Annotated in this window: 13 protein-coding genes; 6 read left to right on the plus strand and 7 right to left on the minus strand. The window is 62.3% G+C overall.

Annotated elements, in window-relative coordinates:
- From ACP7A5_RS09395 to ACP7A5_RS09410, 4 genes are all read right to left on the minus strand, one after another.
- On the minus strand, positions 1–374 hold a 374-nt coding region (locus ACP7A5_RS09395), incomplete at its 3' end, for a sigma factor (RefSeq protein ID WP_426041771.1).
- 619 nt (positions 375–993) lie between these two features.
- Positions 994–1,914 (minus strand): ferritin-like domain-containing protein, encoded by a 921-nt coding sequence (locus ACP7A5_RS09400; RefSeq protein WP_426041676.1) that lies wholly within the window; start codon positions 1,912–1,914, stop codon positions 994–996.
- Positions 1,911–2,771: a ferritin-like domain-containing protein gene (locus tag ACP7A5_RS09405; RefSeq protein WP_426041677.1), complete on the minus strand. Its 861-nt coding sequence runs from the start codon at positions 2,769–2,771 to the stop codon at positions 1,911–1,913. Before ACP7A5_RS09405 ends, ACP7A5_RS09400 begins: the two co-directional genes overlap by 4 nt.
- A gap of 601 nt (positions 2,772–3,372) precedes the next feature.
- Positions 3,373–4,131 carry an IS5 family transposase gene (locus ACP7A5_RS09410; protein WP_426041678.1) on the minus strand — a complete coding sequence of 253 codons (759 nt, stop codon included), beginning with the start codon at positions 4,129–4,131 and terminating at the stop codon, positions 3,373–3,375.
- A 192-nt stretch (positions 4,132–4,323) separates the two neighbouring features.
- On the opposite strand from ACP7A5_RS09410, the gene ACP7A5_RS09415 reads away from it, so the two are divergent.
- From ACP7A5_RS09415 to ACP7A5_RS09440, 6 genes are all read left to right on the plus strand, one after another.
- Positions 4,324–4,755, plus strand: a complete 432-nt coding sequence (locus ACP7A5_RS09415) for a BLUF domain-containing protein (RefSeq protein ID WP_426041679.1) — start codon at positions 4,324–4,326, stop codon at positions 4,753–4,755.
- Between the two features lie 473 nt (positions 4,756–5,228).
- Positions 5,229–6,542 carry a tyrosine-type recombinase/integrase gene (locus ACP7A5_RS09420; RefSeq protein ID WP_426041680.1) on the plus strand — a complete coding sequence of 438 codons (1,314 nt, stop codon included), beginning with the start codon at positions 5,229–5,231 and terminating at the stop codon, positions 6,540–6,542.
- A gap of 615 nt (positions 6,543–7,157) precedes the next feature.
- Positions 7,158–7,349 carry a helix-turn-helix transcriptional regulator gene (locus tag ACP7A5_RS09425; RefSeq protein ID WP_426041681.1) on the plus strand — a complete coding sequence of 64 codons (192 nt, stop codon included), beginning with the start codon at positions 7,158–7,160 and terminating at the stop codon, positions 7,347–7,349.
- On the plus strand, positions 7,350–7,781 hold the full coding sequence (locus ACP7A5_RS09430; RefSeq protein ID WP_426041682.1) for a hypothetical protein: 432 nt from the start codon (positions 7,350–7,352) through the stop codon (positions 7,779–7,781). It abuts the gene before it with no gap.
- Between the two features lie 514 nt (positions 7,782–8,295).
- Complete coding sequence (locus tag ACP7A5_RS09435; protein WP_426041683.1) at positions 8,296–8,550, plus strand: hypothetical protein; 255 nt, start codon at positions 8,296–8,298, stop codon at positions 8,548–8,550.
- A gap of 81 nt (positions 8,551–8,631) precedes the next feature.
- Positions 8,632–8,877: a hypothetical protein gene (locus ACP7A5_RS09440; RefSeq protein ID WP_426041684.1), complete on the plus strand. Its 246-nt coding sequence runs from the start codon at positions 8,632–8,634 to the stop codon at positions 8,875–8,877.
- Positions 8,878–9,160: 283 nt separating this feature from the next.
- Here the strand turns inward: ACP7A5_RS09440 and drmB are convergent, their stop codons facing one another.
- From drmB to ACP7A5_RS09455, 3 genes are read right to left on the minus strand one after another with little or no spacing between them, the layout of a single operon-like run.
- Positions 9,161–11,152 (minus strand): DrmB family protein, encoded by a 1,992-nt coding sequence (drmB, locus tag ACP7A5_RS09445; RefSeq protein ID WP_426041685.1) that lies wholly within the window; start codon positions 11,150–11,152, stop codon positions 9,161–9,163.
- Positions 11,059–14,496, minus strand: coding sequence for a helicase-related protein (locus ACP7A5_RS09450; protein ID WP_426041686.1), 3,438 nt, complete (start codon positions 14,494–14,496; stop codon positions 11,059–11,061). Before ACP7A5_RS09450 ends, drmB begins: the two co-directional genes overlap by 94 nt.
- On the minus strand, positions 14,477–16,171 hold the full coding sequence (locus tag ACP7A5_RS09455) for an NERD domain-containing protein (RefSeq protein WP_426041687.1): 1,695 nt from the start codon (positions 16,169–16,171) through the stop codon (positions 14,477–14,479). Before ACP7A5_RS09455 ends, ACP7A5_RS09450 begins: the two co-directional genes overlap by 20 nt.
- Positions 16,172–16,202: the final 31 nt, after the last annotated feature.

Below are 16,202 nucleotides of genomic sequence, written 5' to 3' on the forward strand. Positions count from 1 at the left end.
TCAATCTGGTCAAGTTCGTCGTTGGTCATCGGGCGCTGCGAACGCCTCCAGTCTAGAGAACGGTTCCGCGCGATAGCCGATAGCCATGCGATGGAACTTCCCCGCTCTGGATCAAACTGAGAAGCGCGTTTCCAGATCGTGGCGTAGACCTCGCTCAATACGTCTTCTGCTGCATCTCGATCCCCGCAGATTCGGATGCAAGTGGCAGAAAGTTTTGAGAACGTCAGCGTATACACTGTACCAAACGCGTTTCTGTCGCCGGCCCCGGTCAACAGCAAAGCATGTTGCAATCCGCTCTGGGCCGGAGTGAGAGGGGCGAGATCATTGAACTCACGACGTCGTGCGTACATCTCGCGTCTTGTTGATCCAGCCATGTTGGGCGCGCTCGCTCGGCGAGCGGTCACGGCTCGATCGGCTATCCACAGACAGTCTGCGTTCTAGGTTGCTCGAACGCACGATAGGGGTGTCAGTTGCGCCAACCGGCAGTCTGACACGCGGCGGCACCGAACGGTCTCTATTCTTCAATGCCTCGTCGAACGACCCTTTCCGCGTCGCCTCGAGTTGAGAGCTATGCATCCAATCGCACGCGACTAATCTGCCCGCCCAACTGCAGCCTCAAGTAAGGACAGTGACTAGCCGAGGCGGCCGTTTGACCCGTCCACGCAAATGTCCGCAGCGGGTCGATGTGGATCGGCGTCGCAGTTGGAGCCCATCGAACGAGCCTTAAGTAGCTGAACCAGCACAACAACGGCACGTTTGCGCGCAAGTTGATCGGCGTTCTCGGGGCTCCGCACCGTCCCCAAAAATTGCGCTCACTCAATGAGTTAGTTAAAGGTCAGTAGGGTCCCGCGTTGAACGCCGATCCACAGTCAAAGGTCGCAGCACCTGCTTGTTGGGTATTTAATGTGGACGCTGGGGGTGGTTGAGGGACGAATGCCGTCGCAGGCCTGAACGTGGGCCTGCGACGGTTTCACCAAGCCTGCAGGGTACCGATCAGGTTACCTGCACATTGCCGTTCACGCCGTCGGGGAAAAATCCACCGCTCATGATCCCGGCGCCGGCCTGACCATAGACGATGTTCAGCACTTCTTGCGGCGTCCGACTGAACGTTACGCCGCCTGAGTCCGTCGGCACGATGTTCACCCGTCCATCCAGTTCGATGGGCTGATCGAGGTCTAACGGCCCATCGACCAAGTCGCGCAGGTCCGAGATCTTGCGGGCCTTATCGCGGACGTCCGGGCCGAGGCGGTAGAGGCTGCTGCGGACCACCCCAACATGGTAAGCCTCCATGGCGTGGATGCCGGCGGCGGCCTGGAGATAGTCCTTGTTCTGGATGAAGGGCGCAGCCCCCTTGTAGGCCGTAACGCCGACGTCCTCGAACAGATACGATCCCAGCATGAAGCTGACCTCGTCGGCGAAGGGGTCGAAGTCCGCCCCAAGACCAGCCGCCTGCGCCACGCCGGCAAAGCCCGCCGTGAAATCGATGCGGGGGCGAGCGATGGCCGAGGACTCGAGTGTCGATCGGAGAAACCGAACGTGGCGGGCCTCGTTGCGGCCGATATTCTGCATGAACCGCTCCACCATCGGCGTGCGGAACTGGACCTTTCGGCCGCCCATGACCTCGCCCGAGGCCGACCCGGTATCGGACTGTGACAAGCCTTGGCCGGTCAGGCCTCGCAAGTAGTATTCAGTTTCCAGGAACTCTAGATTCAGGGCGAAGTTGAAAATGTCGGCGTCGGTCAGGCCGCGAGGCTTGTGACCGGCGGTGCGCGACGCCTGCGCTTGGGCGGTCGAGCCCAAGGCTGAGACAGCCGCGACTGAGGCTGCGACCGACGCAGCCCCGGCGAACATGTTGCGCCGGCTTGGGCTCGGCGAGGCGGCGGGGGACGCTTTGTCCAAAACTGCGATACTCATGTGTGCCTCACGACGCCATTGATGCCTTCGGGGAAGAAGCCGCCGCGATCCATGTTGGCGCGGGGCTCGAGGAAGGCGATGTTCATCACCTGTTGCGGCGTGCGCTTGAACGCCTGCCCGTTTTGGTCGCACGGCGCGATGATGACGCCGCCGCTCGCCGAGGGCGCCTCCTCGGTGGGGACGGGGCCGTCCAGCATGTCGCGGGCGGCCGAAATCTTGTCCGCCTTGGCGATCAGATCCTCGCCCTTGGAATAGAGCTGCGCCCGGATCAGACCGGCGTGATAGGCCTCGACCGCCAGGATGCCCGCCGCCGCTTCCAGCAGAACAGGCTGGGCGATCAGCTTGACGGCCCCGTTGTAGGCGGTAACTCCGACGTCCTCGAAGATGAAGGCGCCTAGCAGGAACGAGTCCTCGTCGGCGAACGGATCGAAGTTCGGTCCCAAGCCTGCCGCTTCGCCCGCAGCCCTGAACGAGGCCTCCAGGTCGATGGCGGGGCGACTGGATTGCACCAGAGGCGTACTGGCGATGGCCCGACGCAGGAACTGCACATGAGCGCGCTCGTCCGCGGCGATCTCGGCCATGAACTCTTCGATGGCCGGGGTCTGGAAGGCCACTCTTCGCCCGCCGGTGACGGCTTTTGGTACAGGGCCGATGTCGGCGTCGGCGAGTCCCAAGCCGGTGACGCCGCGCAGATAGTATTCAGCCTCCAGGTATTCGAGGTTTAGAGCGAAGTTGAACACCGCTGGGTCGGTCAGGGGTTGGGGGGTCAGGGCGATGCCCAGGCCTTGGGGAATCAACTCCGGGAGGGGATTGACGGCGCAACTGGCCGCCCCCAGTCCGACCAGCGCGGCCGACATGGCGCGCAATGTGTATCGTCGGCTAAGCATCGCATTTGCTGAAAGCATTCGTCACAGCTCCTGTCGCATATTCGCGTTGAGGCTAAGATTTTTGGGTTCAGCCGACGCGTTCAGGTGAACCGCGTTATTGGCAGAAGACTTAGCAACCGCGCCCGTTCCAAACAGCGCCGCTTACCTCACCACGATTTTGACGAGCTCCCGCCACGATATTATTTGGCTTGGATTTGAACCTTTCATCTCTCAACGCCTTGAAGATTTGCAGGCCTGACCGGTGACCAACCGAGATCCGAGAGACCGCAGGGAGACCCAGATGGCGCGCAAGTGGATCAAGGGATTTATGTTGGCTGCGCTGGTCGCGGCGATGGCGGCGTGTGGCACGCTGCCCGCGACCTCTCCCAACCCGCCGACGCCTGTTGGCCGATAGACGGATAGCTCGGAGCCGGGGTGTTGTGTCGTTAGGCGCGCCAGTCGAAAGCCACTTTACCTTGCCGAACTCATGCAACCGCGTCCGCCCAAGCGGAAGCCTTCGGCGGAGGCGGTGAAGGGTTATGAGGTGGCGCCGGTGCTCCACACAGGTTGGCGGCTTGGCTAGGCTCAGGACTCATAGCCAGAAGAGCACGGTCGCCGCGAGGGCGATGGCGGACAGGAAGACGGTCGGGCATCGATCGTAGCGGGTGGCGACGCGCCGCCAGTCTTTGAGCCTGCCGAACATAATCTCTATGCGGTTTCGGCTTTTGTAGCGGCGCTTGTCGTAACGGATAGGCTCGGTGCGGGATTTCCGACCGGGGATGCAGGGCGTGATGCCCTTGGCCTGCAAGGCCTCCCTGAACCAGTCCGCGTCATACCCGCGGTCGCCCGGCAGCCATTGCGCCCTGGGCAGGCTGTCCAGTAGGGCGGCTGCACCGGTGTAGTCGCTGACCTGGCCCGCCGTCACGAACAGGCTGATCGGGCGTCCGTTCGCATCAGTCACGGCATGAAGCTTGGTGTTCATGCCGCCCTTGGTGCGTCCAATCAGCCGCCCAAGACCCCCTTTTTTTACCCCCAGGCTCGAAGCCGTGCGGTGCGCTTTGAGATAGGTCGCGTCGATCATGACGGTGCGCCGTTCGGCCTGGGCGCCAGACAGCCGCTGCATCATCCTGATGAAGACGCCGGCCTCGCTCCATCGCTTCCAGCGATTGTACAACGTCTTGTGTGGGCCATAGACCGGCGGCGCGTCACGCCAGCGCAGCCCGTTGCGATTCACGAAGATGATCCCGCTCAGTACCCGACGATCATCCACCCTCGGCCTGCCGTGGCTCTTCGGAAAGTGCGGCCTGAGCCGCTCCATCTGCTCGTCCGTCAGCCAATAAAGGTCGCTCATATCCAGACTCCTCGCAGAGCCTGAATCAGATCGAGCGCATCATATCAATGGGTCCTGAGCCTAGGGGTGGATAGCGGACTTCTTTCGTTACTTTCCCACCGACGACGGTTCGCTCTTTGCCTGACGACCGGGATCATTTGAAACGGTGCGGCGTTTCCACGGGGTGGGTTTTCAACCTCGGGGAATACGCTGTTGCTGGGAAAGAACCTGATCCGGCTGGTTTACAGGAGCGATTCCTGCATCTCCCATGATGACGCGTCAGGGCTGGATGCAATCTTCAATGTGTCGATCCGCAACAATATGCGTGACGGAATCTCCGGTGCGCTTGCGCTACCTGATGGAAAGTTCGTCCAGGTTTACGAGGGGGAGAGGGGCAAGGTGGACATGCTCATGAAACGAGTGCGGGCCGACAACCGTCATGAGAACCTTACCATTCTGGGGGAATGGGAGGTTCAAGCTCGGCTTTTCAGGGGATGGTCCATGGCTCGGCCCGATCCTACGCCGCTGAGCCAGCAGTCCTTCCGGATCGTCACCGAGAACGGGACGGGGGCACAGGTGACAACCATCCTGTTGGACCTGATGAGCAAGACTGAACACCATTATCTCGCCAGCCAGGTCTTCTGACCTTCGCGATTGTTGCCTCGTGCGCCGCATTAAGGGTCACTCGGTGGAAGGCCCCAGACGTCGCCTATGGGTCGGACCACGACATTGGCATGTGGCCCGAAATCGGACATCCGCCCCGATGCGCCGCGATACCTGCTTGATTGAGATGCAGGCGGAGCGAGTCAGTTACCTGCCACGGCGCGGCAACTTCTGAAACGAGTTCTGCAGATTGAGCCAAGTCTGTTCCCCAAAAACCACAAGGGCTCGGGGCACGATGGCTAACTCATTGAAAAGAATGGCGCGCCCGGAACGATTCGAACGTCCGACCCTCAGATTCGTAGTCAAAAGCCTTAGCGAGACAGTGAGGAACAGTAGAGCGGCCGGAAGGAACTTAAGCATCTGTTTTGACTTAATCATTCTCATCGGACTTGCGCAGTCTAGGACTTAACGCGACAGTAGGAGACGACCTCTCCTGTTACCCTGGCGTTACCCTGATGACAAAAGCTGCGCGTAGCCTCACCGACCTGCAGGTCAAAAACTTGAAGCCGCCAGCGAGCCGCATCGAGCTCTCGTTTGGCGATGGCCTCTACCTTGTCCATGCACCCACGGGCGTGAAAAGTTGGGCCTTTCGGTACCGCGCTTTCGAAAAGCCAAAGAAGCTGACGCTGGGCCGATATATGTCACCGGCAGATATGCTGCCCGATGTGCTCGCAGCTCCCCCAAAGATCGGGGGGCCCCTATCTATCGCAGGTGCCAGAGTCTTGGGGCAGCAGGCACGGCTAGCCCTGCAACAGGGGGTAGACCCAACCCATGTGCTTAATGGCGCTGGGCCGAAGGTGAAATCACGCGAGGTAGTCGCGACGTTCAACGATTTCCTCCGCCTCCACGTTGTCCCTCACAACCGCCCCTCGTCGGCAAAAGAAGCAGCTCGCCTATTTGACAAGAAAGTTCGAGGAAGCTGGGCAGGCCGGTCGATTGACTCGATCAAGCGGGCCGATGTCGTCGAACTGGTGCAAAGCGTCAAAGACGCCGGGACGCCTGTAAGCGCTAACCGGGTTCTCGCGCTCGTGCGGAAGTTCTTCAATTGGTGCGTTGAAGAGGAGCTAATTGAGGCGTCACCATGCACCCGAGTTCGGGCTCCGACGGCTGAGGTAAGCAGAGACCGGTTCTTTTCAGATCAGGAGATCGGCGTCTTTTGGCGAGCGAGCGGCAGTCTCCCGACGCCCTTCCGCCAGTGGGTGCGAGTCTTGATGCTGACCGGTCAGCGACGGGGCGAAATTTCCGATCTTCGCTGGTCGCAAATCTCTGAAACGGAGCACCAGTTCGCACTCCCGAAGGCCAGCACCAAGAACAACCACCACCACGTCGTTCATACCAGTAGCGCGGTTGAAGCCGAGCTTGCCCTCCTGCCTAGGATAGCTGGCGAGCCTGACTTTGTGTTCACCAGCGGCAAGCTCAGTGCCGATGGCGCGCTGACGACTTTCAGCGGTTTTTCAAAACTCAAGGCCAGAATGGACGCCCTGATTGCAGCCACTCTTGCAGCAGACAAGTTGGAGGTCGGCCTAGACCCGTCGACCGTTAAGCCGTTCGCACCTTGGCGCTGGCATGACCTACGTCGAACGATGGCAACCGGGATGCAGAAGCTTGGCGTCGAGCAGAGGGTTGTCGAAAAGGCGATCAACCATGTGAGCGGCTCTTCCAGTGGTATCGTTGGCGTGTATCAAGTTCACGAGTTTATGGGCGAACGCCGGGTAGCCTTCGATCGATGGGCGGAGCGGGTGCTCGCGCTGAGTAAGGACCAAAAATAATGGTCATCAACCCTTCATTCGGCAGGCGGAGTTCTTGGCACCTCATCGACAATGCGCCGATGGAAGATTCAGTTACGGCTACCCGCATGCTCCGGCAGATGGTGGATGATAAACGCTGGGAGTTGCCGAAGTTTTGGCCGATAGAGCCATCCGTTGTTCGGGCCATGATCCTAGAGCTTGCCGTTTCGTTTTCATCTGAGGGACGGATTCTCCCTGACGATCTGATTTACCTGTTGGCCTGGTCGGCGGAGGTCAAGGACCTAGCCCTTACTGATCCCCCTGCGTTTTATAGTGGAGGTTGGCGCGGCGGGAGGTCGGCCAAGGACCCGAGCTCGAAAAGCCTAGCAAACTCAGTAGATCGCAATCACTACCAGAATACCGGAACCATGCTTCCACTGACACGACTGGAAGCACTTTTAGCCGAGATTTTGGCTGAGAAAGCCCCTCCGAGGTCAACGCTCAGACTTTGGCGCGCGGAGCCCGACTACGCAGACTTCGTGAGATTTCGCGAAGGTGACAATCGCGGTGCTGGCGATGCCTAGCTGAGGTTTCGCCAGGTGACACTCCGCGTCGTATGCGAACAATCGGCGACCTCTCCCACTTGCGAGGTTATCGATGACACCCAACAAGCACCTGACGGCCCGCCAGCTCATGGCGCGTTACTGCGTTTGCCGTCGCACCATCGGACGCTGGACGAACCAGCCCGGCCTGAACTTCCCGAAACCGGTCGAGATCAATCGACGCCGCTACTGGCGCGAGGACGACATCGAACAGTGGGAGCAAGGCCGACGCGGCGAGCGGAGCTAGATGTCACGCTCGAATAAAATGGGGCGGTCCATAAACGGACCGCCCTTTGTCCGTGTCCCCAACCCGGTCTACGACAGTCTGGCATTCGGATCGCTGCCACCGGCCTGCGTCGCGGTCCTGTTAGCCGTCGTCAGGCGCTATAACGGCAAGAACAACGGGTACATCGGCCTGGCGGTCCGCGACGCGGCCGAGGCTGTCAATATCAACAAGGATACGGCCGGACAGGCGTTCCACACGTTGATGGACCTGGGCTTCATCGAGCAGGCGGCGAAGGGCGCCTTCTCTCTTAAAATCCAGCACGCCTCGGAATGGCGACTTACCTGGGAGCAGTGTGACCGCACTGGAAGGCGGCCAAGCCACGCTTATCGGACTGCTGCTCCGCTGCCAAAACGCATTCGGCGGTCCGGAAATAGCCCCTCCTCGGTCCCCTAGATCCGGACATGGGGAGAAGCAAACCGGCCTATCAGTCCGCTTTGGAGGGACAAGGTCCTGCACTGTCGACACACCCTCGGTCCCCTGAAACGGGACACATCTACATCTAGCCATAGGCAGGGCAGCGCCAGCACGTGGCCGCGTCACGCTCCCAGAGAATCCAACCCTGCATGCGCGCGCCGCGAGGCGCCCCCATGTCAGCAGCTAGGCGTTGGAAGGGGCGCACCGCCGAGCCTAGGTGCAGCTTGCTGCACCTAGGCGGAGCTCAACATTATGGTGTTTGAATTGCACACCAGCCGTCGCCCAAGGCTCGACTACTCCGCTAGCCCGCGGCCAGGGATCGCGCGCGACGCGCGCACGGGCGCCCACAGGCGCGCGCGCGAGTACCTCGATTCTCAACGTGCTGCTCGGACTTTCAAGCCGTGCTGCCTGGCGAAACCCTACCGAGGCTTCGCCACTCGAAGCGGTAGCCATAATCGGGCACGGCGGCCTTTCCACCAATGAAAGGCACCAAATGAATATCAAACTGTTGGACCGGAAGGCTGTCGCTGAGATGTACCGCTTTTCGCTGAAGAGCTGGAAAACCTGGATCGATCGGCAGGACGGCTTCCCCGCTCCGGTCCAGGTCGATGGTTTCGAAATGTGGGATGCCCGCGACCTGATGATGTGGAACCTGCGCTACGACCTCGACTGTCTGAAACGCAACGTCGAGCACACTCTGGCGCGGTATCAGGCGAACATCGATCAGATCGCGAAGCTGTCCGAGTAGCGCCAACCCTACACGGCCGGCCCCCCGGATCTGGGGTGCCGGCCATTGGCTTCACACCCTGCTTCGACAACGGAGAACGCAATGACCTATTTCGACGAAGCCGACGTGACCGACAAATACAAGGTGACGCCGGAGGCACTGGACGACTGGACCAAAGCAACGCCGATCGCTTTTCCGAAGCCCGAGATCATCGACGGGCAGAAGATGTGGACTGGTGAGGACCTGACGATGTGGGACACGTGCCGCCTGCTGGAACGCATCGACGGTGCCGTCACCCGCGCCCGGGATGAACTGGATGGCATCCTGACCGAGCTGTATTCGATGTAAGCTGCGAGGGCGTGTCCGCACCGGGCACGTCCTCCTTCTCTTCCAGCGGCAGAGCCTCGGAGTGGCAGTCTGCGGTCTGGGGCCGTGCACCTGCCTTCAGCTCTGAACGCCGCCCTTGGAAGCCGTCTCGGAGTAACAGTCGGGGTAACCTTCGCCCCAAAACGTCGTGAATATCACGCCCTTGATCTGCACCTCGCTGAACCTGCTCGTCTTCGTGTCCGTCTCCTTTAGGTAGACGGAATCTCGCTCAAACCTAGGGATCAGGAAGGGTGCGGGTCACGTCCTAGTCCAGGAAGGCGGAAAAGAACCCGACGTCCGGTTCGTCCGGCGTGCCGACGACCAACGCGCGATCGAGCAGTAGATTGCCCTCTTCACAGCTGGTTTCCGGCAACAGGCTGCAGGCGTGGCAGGCCGAAAGGTTGAGACTGAAGAGGCCCTGGCCTTGGCTTTCGATGCACAGCGGATCCGACGAGCAGATCAGCGCGTTTCGGATCGCCGAACGGACGGTCTGATGCAACCGCTCGGGCTCGCCCTGCCGCACGAGGCCGCCGAGCGTTCCCTCCGAGTCGCCGCTCGCTGTGTAAAGTAGAAGCCCCGCCATTGTCGTCTCGGGTTCATCGGAAACGTACAGCCGCTCTCTAATGCTGGAACTGTCGTAGCCGCACTCGAACGCGAGTTGCCGGATGAGCAGATGCGAGAAGGTGTGGATCAACAGGCTGGCGGGCGACACGGCCTTGGGCGGGAGACCGCGATCCCGCTGAACCTTCTGCGAGCGCGCCGCGAGAGTCTCGCAGCGCCGGTCCACCTCCGGACGCGCCGCCCAGGTTTCGATGGCGTCGCGCCGCAACTGGATGAAGATGCCTTCTCCCCGAACCGAAAAGCCCGGCAACCATGGCTTGGGACGGCGCGAGAGCTTGGCGGGCTCACCCTTCAAGGCGTCGGGCGGCACGATGCGCGAGAAGCCCGTGAGAACCCGAGTCTCACGCAGGCGCGGAGCCAGAACGACCTTCGAGAACAACCTCTGGAAGGTCTGCCCGTAGTCGACGGCCGCTCTGGGATCTGTATCGAAGTCGTGCCGCTCCTCGCGCGGAGGCCGCAGGCCGAGGAAGGCCTTGTACTCGTCGTATCGGTAGCGGGTCTCGCCGCCTACGTCGGGTTCGCCCGCCGCGGGCTTTGCCTCCAGACGTTCGAAGACGGCCCGGACGAAGCTGTCGGGATCCACTCCGAGATTCGCTGCGCGCTTGCGGAGGAACGACTCCGGGACCTTGCCTTCCATGGTCGTCGATATGATTTCGTCCCAGGTCTCCGGGCGATCGAGGATCTGCCGGATCTTCGCGGAGTAGGGCGGGATCAGGATGGAGCTGACGACCTTGGCGAAGTAGGCGTTCGAGGCCCCGCGCTGGATCGTCTGGGGCAGGTTGGAGCAGGGCTCCGTTGCATCCGGTCCCAGCCAAGGTCTGTGTCCCGGGCAGCCCGTCCCGTAGATCTCCGTCAACACGTTCTCCCGGAACGCACCGGCCAGCGAGTTTCCGGAGCCACAGGCCGTACACATGACTCTGACCCCGGCCAGACCCGCCGCTGGCGTGGAGTACAGGTAAAGGTCGCCCTCCGCCGAGGCGCAGGGCCGATCGGCATCCTTGTGGGCCCAGGCCAACCAGGGAAAGTCCATGATGTGGCCGCTCTCGCACGCCGCCACGAAACGAACCGGGGCGAGAGCGGGCCGGCGTCTGGCGTGGAGCTTCCCGCATGGCTCGCCCTTACCTTCGACGCGCCGTCCCATATGGGAGCATTTTAGGATGTCGGCGTTCGATTGAGCGTTCCAAGGGACGTTCTTCAGAACCCGACAGCGCGGACAGAAATACCAGTTGGGAAACCGCACGAACGGCATGGGCGCTCGGTCCAGCCGCGGCGTGGCACCCATCGAGGCGCGCTCCTGGGCCTCGGCGGGCGATAGGAAGTACCGGATCGGTCGACCGGTTTCGATCGTGAGTCTGTCGGCGAGGCGGCCGTCCAGAACCTGTCCCGCCGCCAGCAGGGCCGCGCGTTGTTCGCCGCCGACCTGTTCAGTGGGCCACATGTCGAGCCCGGCCGACATCAGCGATTCCGACTTGAAGTCGATCACGGCACCCACCCCGAAGGGGACCACCCCCTGCGACCGCCGAAGTTCCGATCTCGCTGCCACTAGGCGTCCTCGCTCTCTTCGGCGTCGTAGGTGTTCATGACCAAGGCTTCCGACGTGCCGTCGACGTTGCGCATGGACGTCGGCACCGGCCACGCCTGGCGCTGGAAGTCCTCGTCCGGGTGCGCCCCGAACGGATAGGCGAGGGTGGTATCTTCCGGCTTGCCGCCCATACGTCCGTAGGACGCGGGCAGATACTCGCGCCAGAAGTCCAGCCATTCGTCGATCTCCATCGCGGTGGCGTCGACCTCCTTGGGGTCCAGACGGGCCACGCGATCGAGGATGGCGGCGACTTCGACGTCCATCTCGTCGTTATGGTCGTTGATGTCTCCCGGTTTCGAGACGCCTGCCCGCTGGCGCGCCAGAGCGATCAGAACGCCGCGCAGGCCCCGTTCGCGCGCCTGCGGCGAGAAGGGTGTGACGCTCGTCGGTTCGACGTGCCGATAGAGCGATTGGTGGTAGGCTTTGAAGCGCTCGTAGTGGGAGCGATCGCGGCTCTTGGTCTGCGTATAGACCGTGACAACGAGACCTGGGTGGCTGCGGCCGACCCGGCTGGTCGCCTGGATGTATTCTGACGTGCTCTTAGGCTGTCCTGACATTACGAAGAGGCCCAGGCGAGGCACGTCGACGCCGACGGCGATCATATTGGTGGCCAGAAGGATGTCGACGGGTGGCGGACCCTGTGGCTGCCTGCGCCAGGGAATGCTGAGCTGTTTGAGGATTTCCGGGATCTCGTCGGCCTCGCAGCGGCTGGTAAGTTCGACGATCTCGTTGATGAAGCGGCTGTCCGCATAGTGGATGCCCAGCCTATGCCTCAGGCCCTTGAGGAACTCAGGGATGTCGCCGACCGACAGCGTCGCCGCGTGCCCGAGTTCCCGCAGGGAGTTGAAGTACCAGACCAGAGTTCCGTAGGGATCGACGATCTTCCGCCGCTCTTCCTTGCCCTCGGCGATGGGGGCGTTCGCGAACTGGAGGAGGGGCGAGCAGGCTCGGACGAGCGCGGTCTGATGAGACTTCACCGCGCTGCCGAGGAAGCCAACATAGAGCCGTCCCGGTGCCTTGGTGTCTTCGTAGGCGAAGTAGGATTCACCCGCCCGGACGGCCTGGGGCGGAAACTCGAAGGCCTCCCGATCGTAGAGATCTAGGCACTGGCGGGCGGCGCGACGAATGGTTGCCGTCGAGGCGACGACCTTGTGGACGTGGCCGTCCCGGCTGCAGAGCCGGTCGATGGCGGTCTCGTAGAGGCCCACTATGGTGCCCAAAGGCCCCGAGATCAGATGCAGCTCGTCTTGAATCACCAGGGACGGCGGCGGGGCGCCGGTGTGAATGCCAAACAGTCTACCTGCATTATCGTCCCAAGCGATCTGGGCGAATTTGTCGACCGTACCGATCAGGAGGGTCGGGGGCGCGGCGTAGAGTTCATCGTCCACGACGAGTACCGGCATGCCTTGAGCGGTTCCGAAGGCGCAATCTTCGTCGGGGCATTTGAAACGGACGGTCCGGTCGTTGGAGTCCTTCGCCTTTTCGATCACGTAGCCGAACTTCTTCGGGTTATCGAGTTCGACCGCGCACCAAGGACAGACTAGGACTTGGAAGGGGTTCTGCGCCTGGCGATCCCGCTTCATCTTGTCCAACGCCTGTTTGGCGGCCGCTCGGCGGTTAGGCGACAGGCCCTCTCCCACCCATAGACCGATCGAGATCTCGTCCGCGCCCAAGTCTGCGCCGAGGCGTCCGGTCCGGCGGATCTCCTCCAGAGCGAGAATCAGAGAAGACGCCCGCTGGAACTGTTGAGCAGTCAGGAGACGGAGCGTGTAGCGCATCAGAACCTGGACGCCTGCCGCGTCGCCGCGCATGCGCTGAAGGCAGATCGTGAACGCCGTCAGCCCCAGATAGGCTTCCGTCTTGCCGCCGCCCGTCGGAAACCAGATCAGGTCGACGAGCCTGCGTTCGGGATGATGCGGATCGGTCATTCCCGCGATGTTCATCAGCACGAAGGCCAACTGGAACGGCCGCCAGTTGCCTTTCTGCTTGGGCAAGCCTTGATAGTTCGTCGGCGGGTCCTGCCGCTCTTCGTCGAGCCGTCGAGCGTCCAGCGAAGAGTGGAACTGCTGAACGAGCATGGCGCGGTTCATCAGCCGGAAGGCCGTCATGGCCTGAGTATCGTTCGCTAGGGTATCTATGCCTTGCAACATCCGGGCGTGGCAGCGTCGGCAGTTCGCGAGATTGGCGGCGGCCGCGGTTCGAAGGGTTGGCGACAGCTCGGAAGGGAGGGCGGCCTCCGTTTGATCGATCCATTGGGCGTAGTCGGCCGCCATGTCGCGCAGAGCCTGCTGGATGGCTGCGTCAGGATCAGAACCCTCTCCGTCGGACAGATAGGCCATCGACAGTTCCAGAGGCTTGTCGCCGATACCCGCCTCGCGCGCCTTGATCGGCTTCAGTTCGTAGGTTGGAAGCGCCGCGGTCGAGACGCGGTCGGTCCGGCCCGCCTCCGACAGCGTTTCGTCGTCGTTCCAATCGCCCGCCGCGCCATGGCCGAGCGCGAAGGCTCGGCGGTGCCGGTACAAGAGTTCGAGCGAAGACATCTCCACGTCGTCGCCGTGGTCTGCGCCGTCCCGGTCGATGGGCAGGAAGACGGGCCGACCTTCTGCTTCGCGGAGTTCGAGAGACACCTGGAAATAGCAGTCTTCATTGGCGGGCGCGGCCTTTCCGACCGCCCGCTCGTTCACCAGCATCGCCGATACGACGCGGCTGTCGCCTCCGCCGCGCCGCACCGTAAGGTGGAGCGTGATCTCCGGATCCGCCGGATCGACGATCAAGGCGGGCCGTTTGCCGAGCGCAGCACCGATATCGAGATCGACCTTATGGCGATGGTGCCGACGTTGGTAGGCCGTGACTTCTCTCGAGGCCGGGATGGCGCGACCGTCGACGCCGGTTTCGCCAGCACGATCTCGCGGCTGGGACACCCGGGTCGATGCGTAGACGCCGTATGTGACGACGGCGACGAGTTTGCAGGCCTCTGCAAGTCGGAACGATACGCCGCACGCCGACGGGCTGAATTCATTGGCCAGATTCAGAGGTTCGCGTTCGTCCGATGCCGCGCCGGCGTCCGAAGCCAGTCCCCGGCTGCGTTTGACGGGCCGGACCTTGGGATCGTTGAGGTCGCCCCCTGTCTCGGCGCCCGCGCCGCCTTCCTTCGCGTCCTTGTCGTCCTCCAGCAGTGTCTGAACCGCCTTCTGCGGAAACAGCACGCCCGCGGCGTAGAGCTGCAGCGGCGAGACCATCAGTAGTTCCGCCTTGGTGGCATCGTCGTCGGTGTCCGACGGCCCAATCAGTTGGCGGCTGAGATCGTCGACCATGGCATCGCGGAACGCCCGCTGCGAAGCGAACCGATCCGCCGCCTTGGACGCCGGGGCTTCGGGATCAGACGCGGGTTCGGACATCGATATACGCCCCATCGACAAGCATGAAGAGTTTGGACCTCGCGCGGGTCATGCCCACGTATAGGACACCCCTGGCCCAGTCGGACATCGGCTCAAGGGCAGGGACGTCGGTCAGAATGACGACGTCGTTTTCAAGCCCTTTGAACGCGGAGATGCTCGAACACGAGATGGCGTCCGGCGGACAGTCGCCGCCTTCCTCGATCTGGAATAGGGGCTTTCCGACGTCCGGCGGGTAGCGCGTTACCAGGGCGTCCGCCCTGGACTTCGCCGACAGAATGGTGATCCCGCCGGGTGAAGCGCCCTCGCGAATGAGCTCCACCAGGAGCGCCTTCAGTTTTCGGCCCGCCTCCCGATCGTCTTCGAAGCGACGATAGTCGACGGTCGACTGGATCGCCCGGCGGCACTCCGGCGGCTCGGCACCGATGACCTCGGCCATCTCTCGGACCACGGCCTTCGGATTGCGGAAATTCTCCCTAAGGAGGCACTCCGCGTCCGCTTGGCTTCGCAGCTCCGTTAGGACCGCCTCGTCCATACTGGCGTAGACTTGGGCCTGCAGTCCGGAATCGAGCAGGAGCAACCAACGTCCGTCGCGGAAGCCGCCTCGGACGACCAGATCGAGCGCGTTCAGGACGGCCGCATTGAGAATGTCTTGAGCCTCGTCGATGACGAGGGCGTCGAACTGAAGAAATCCGTCTTCCTCGAGCAGAGCGAAGACGGCCCGTTCGAAAAATTCTGGAACGATGCGGGTGAAATACTCCGGGTCTTCGGCGCGGGACGATCGCAGTTGGGGCTCGAGTCCAGCCCTGCGAATCGTGTCCGTCATGAACTTGTGTACCGTCGAGATCGTGATCCGGTCGCCCGCCTGAACGGCGTCGTGGTTCAGGAAGCGGCCCAGTTGAGTGTTGAAGCAGAGAAAGAGGACCTTCTTGCCCTCGGCGGCCAGGCGCCGTGAGGCCTCCATGCCGATCAGGGTCTTTCCCGTTCCCGCCGCGCCGTCGCAGATCAGACGCGGATTGCGATCGTGCAATGCGAGGTCGAGGACGGCGAACTGGGAGGGGCTGAGCGCGGCCAGCTCTCGACGACTGTCCCCGAGAAGGCTCCGGATCGTCGGCACCAACTCGAAGTCGCCGCGAAGCTTTTCCACGATGCGGCGCACGGTGTGTTCAGTGAGCGGCGGCGGGACCGAGCGACGCAGCTCGGCTCTTCGCGCGTTGAAATGGCGCGTCAGACCCTCGACGTACCGCATGAACGAAACCGTTGTATCTCGCTCGTCATAGACAACATCGGGGTCCCACTCGGGACTGCGCAGGGTGAAGGGAACGTGCGGGAAGGCGACGCCCCATCCGACGAGAACCTGGTCGCGGTTTAGGCCGATCTCGTCCTGGAGCCATCGCTTGAGGGGATGGGTCGTTTTTTCAGACTGGGCAAAGGGTCCCTCGTTGGAAGTGTAGGAACTTCCCGGCCAGCCGATGGTCCAGACCCCGTCCGTGCGATCGACGAGACCTCCCTTGGCTTCGATGGTGAAGACGCCGGCGGGACCGACCAATACGAAGTCAGCCTCGGCGTATTCCTTGGATTCGTGCTTAGGCAGCCCGACCGAGTGAAGACAATGATAGCCCTCGGATCCTGCCGCGTCGCGGATGAAGGCGAACATGTCCCGTTCGCCCCGCTTCACCTGCGGTCCTGGCTGAGGCGGATACATCCGC

The organism is Brevundimonas sp. TWP2-3-4b1, assembly GCF_049897665.1.
Lineage (GTDB): Bacteria > Pseudomonadota > Alphaproteobacteria > Caulobacterales > Caulobacteraceae > Brevundimonas > Brevundimonas subvibrioides_B.